Raw genomic sequence first — 2,335 nt, 5'->3', positions numbered from 1 at the left:
GTGACGATTCCGCCGAAAGACTTTCACACAGCGTTACCGGAGCAGTACCGCGGTCTGTTTCTCCCCGATGTCGTAGAAGCCCCGGTGCAGCTTTCGCTGCCCGATGTATTGGCCAACCTGCCCGGAGACTCTCTTCGCATGCGAGAGGACCAGGAAGTCACCGCTCAGGATGAAACATTCGAGACACCGTTTTCGGCGAAGGCAAAGGAAGACGCGGAACGTTTTGCCCAAGGTCGGAAAACAGCGCTCCCAAGCGCCGCGGCACCGTCAAAGCCGGAAGTGCCTAAGGTTGAGACTCCCAAAATAGAACTTCCTAAAGCAGCGGCAGCCGAAGTCCCTAAAGTAAGAGCTCCAGACCTTCAGGTTCCCAAAGTCGCCGCGCGCAAGATCGAAGCTGCGAAAGTTGAACTCTCGGCCCCGGTCGATGCTTTCCGCGTCGCGATCGGTCCGGCCGCAAAGTGGGAAACTGCCAGGCCGGCCGAAGGAGCTCCGAAATTTGATGCCAAGGCGGCGATCGCACTAGCCTGTGCCCTTCCCGGCGTTGCCTCCTGTAGCGTGATCTTCGCAGATGGCTTGATCATCGCCGGAAACATCCCGGACGAAATGCATATGGAAGGGTTGAGCGCGGTGGCACCGACGATGCTCCAGAAACTGCAAAAACATATGTGTGAGACCCATCTAGGCCCCCTTAGGTCCATGACGGTCCACGGTGAAAAGTCGCCCGTGACATTCTTTGGTGCCGGCGATCTTTGCCTGACCGCGGTGCACAACGGCGTTGAATTGAGTGCGGAGAGCCGGCGCGAACTCAGCCGCATCACACAGGAACTTTCGCGAACCTATCCCAAAGTGGAGACTCCTCATGTCGATCATTAATTACGCCAGCCGCGAGATTCAGTTTAAGATTGTTTATTACGGTCCGGCCCTGTGCGGCAAAACCACCAACCTCGGCTACATCCATCAGCGGATTAATCCGCAAAATCGCGGCGACCTCGTTTCGCTCGCTACCGCAGCCGATCGCACCCTGTTCTTCGACTTTCTTCCGCTCAACGCTCTGGTTATCAAGGGCTTCGTCACCAAATTCCAGCTCTATACCGTCCCCGGTCAGGTAATTTACAACGCCACCCGCCAGCTCGTCCTGCGCAGCGTCGATGGGATGGTTTTCGTAGCCGATTCGCAGTGGGAAAAAATGGAGGAAAATGTTGAGAGTTTCAAAAATCTCGAGGACAACCTGGCCAAGCAAAACATGTCGCTCGACGATGTCCCCTACGTTTTGCAATACAACAAACGCGATCTGCAAAATATCGCGCCGGTCAATTATCTCGATTACGTCCTGAACAACCGGAAGAAGCGGGTGCAAAGCTTCGAGGTCGTCTCCAGTACGGGGCAAAATGTTTTCGCCACCCTGAACGCCGTTTCGCAGATTTTGCTGCACAAGTTTAGTAAACAGAGTGACGCCGGCCGCTCCGCCGCGCCGGGAGCCGCCAAGCCAGGACAGCAACACGTTGTACCCGAGCAGCAGCGAAGCGTCGCATGAACGCTATTCCTGTCCTTACCATCGAGGACGTGGCAACGCTCGATGGCGTGTTGGCCGACTTCTTAAAAAAGGCGGAGGCTGAGTTGACGGTCGTGATCGACCGTGGCGGCAATGTCATTTCGCAATACGGCGATATGACAGTGATGGACGTGACCATCATCGCCGCGCTTGCGGCCGGGTCTTTCGCTGCGACGCGTGAACTGGCGCGGCGAATCGGGGAAGTGGAATTCAATGCTCTTTATCACCAGGGTAACGGCAGCCACATTTTTATGAACTCGGTCGACGAAGAAACGATCATGATCACCGTCTTTGGCCCGCGGACGACGGTTGGGCTGGTTCGTTTCTATTCTACCGGCACGGCCCAGCAAGTCGCACTCCTGTTAAAATCGCTACAAAAAGGGAATCACGGCTTCAGCTTCGACGCTTCCGATATCACCGCCGCGCCAATCTTCGCCGACGCATCGCCGCCGGCTGCCTAAACGAAACAATTCCTGGTTTGGCTCTGTAGTGGCGCGTGTCGCGTACAATTCTGCGGCCTTTTTTGCAGCCGGCACGGCTGCCTCTACAGAAGGCGAAAGCTCTCGGCTACTTGACGCGAAAAATGAGATATTGCTCCGGCGGGATACGCGAAAATATCCAAGGTAAAGAGCCCCATTTGCTTGAATAAAATCCCGCACGCATTCCTGGACTCATCGTTGCCAGGACAGACTGAGGGTAATTAACCTGTTCGGGAGGACTAGTCGTTGGGACCGGCGGAGTCGGACTGACATTCGAGTTACTTAATGGAACGATAAGCACGTC

The 2,335-nt window shown here is 55.6% G+C and carries 3 protein-coding genes; all 3 read left to right on the top strand.

All coding sequences use genetic code 11. The features are described 5' to 3' along the window. Positions 1-873 (top strand): roadblock/LC7 domain-containing protein (locus tag VGK48_03500; protein ID HEY2380228.1); only part of this gene is annotated, 873 nt, incomplete at its 5' end. After that, positions 860-1,534 (top strand): Rab family GTPase, encoded by a 675-nt coding sequence (locus tag VGK48_03495; protein HEY2380227.1) that lies wholly within the window; start codon positions 860-862, stop codon positions 1,532-1,534. The genes VGK48_03500 and VGK48_03495, both read left to right, overlap by 14 nt. Then, positions 1,531-2,013, top strand: a complete 483-nt coding sequence (locus VGK48_03490; protein ID HEY2380226.1) for a roadblock/LC7 domain-containing protein — start codon at positions 1,531-1,533, stop codon at positions 2,011-2,013. The genes VGK48_03495 and VGK48_03490 overlap by 4 nt, the downstream gene beginning before the upstream one ends. Positions 2,014-2,335 lie beyond the last annotated feature (322 nt).

The sequence above is a fragment of the Terriglobia bacterium genome, assembly GCA_036496425.1.
In the GTDB taxonomy this organism is placed as follows: domain Bacteria; phylum Acidobacteriota; class Terriglobia; order 20CM-2-55-15; family 20CM-2-55-15; genus 20CM-2-55-15.
This window is presented reverse-complemented; position numbering and strand designations above follow the sequence as displayed.